Origin of the sequence: Polaromonas eurypsychrophila, from assembly GCF_014641715.1 — a bacterium.
Classification (GTDB): domain Bacteria; phylum Pseudomonadota; class Gammaproteobacteria; order Burkholderiales; family Burkholderiaceae_C; genus Polaromonas; species Polaromonas eurypsychrophila.
Map to the genome: position 1 here is coordinate 1 of NZ_BMIG01000036.1, position 535 is coordinate 535.

General features: G+C 53.8%; 1 protein-coding gene and 1 pseudogene. One reads left to right on the forward strand and one right to left on the reverse strand.

Going from position 1 to position 535, the window contains the following annotated elements:
• Positions 1-109 precede the first annotated feature (109 nt).
• The gene (locus tag IEX16_RS19820) at positions 110-349 is read left to right on the forward strand and encodes a TIR domain-containing protein (RefSeq protein ID WP_229676467.1); all 240 of its coding nucleotides are present in this window, start codon (positions 110-112) and stop codon (positions 347-349) included.
• An 8-nt stretch (positions 350-357) separates the two neighbouring features.
• On the opposite strand, the pseudogene IEX16_RS19825 reads toward IEX16_RS19820, so the two are convergent.
• Positions 358-535: pseudogene (locus IEX16_RS19825) on the reverse strand (IS3 family transposase); the annotation flags it as partial.

A 535-nucleotide genomic window follows, 5' to 3' on the forward strand; every position in this document is an offset into this window, starting at 1 on the left:
AGCCAGTCAGGCCGTCATATCGGTTTGACTTAACCCAACGGGCCTCCACGAAACCCGGGGCGATTCAGTATGGACTGCCTCTTCCCCTTCAACCACCCATCAGTTCGCCATGGAAACACCCGTACCGGTGATCGCCAGAAACAAGCGAAAAGTTTTTATAGTCCATGGGCGAGACAACGAAGCGAAGCAAGAGGTTGCACGCTTTATCGAGAAGATAGGTCTTCAATCGATCATCTTGCATGAGCAGGCAAGTGCAGGCATGACCATCATCGAAAAGATAGAGCGCTATGCGAATGAAGCAGATTTCGCGCTGGTCCTTGATCTTGCCCCTGTTGCCCGCACTCCATAGACTGACCATTATGCGGACTTCCTGTCTTGCTGCTGGGCCGCGATCCAGCGTTGCTCAAACCTCATCGGGCTGACATAGCCCAGCGTCGAGTGCAATCTTTTGTGGTTGTAGAAATTGACCAGTCCATCACCTCATCCATGGCCTCTCGCCGTGTCGCAAACCTGCGCCCGTACAGCCTGCCGACCT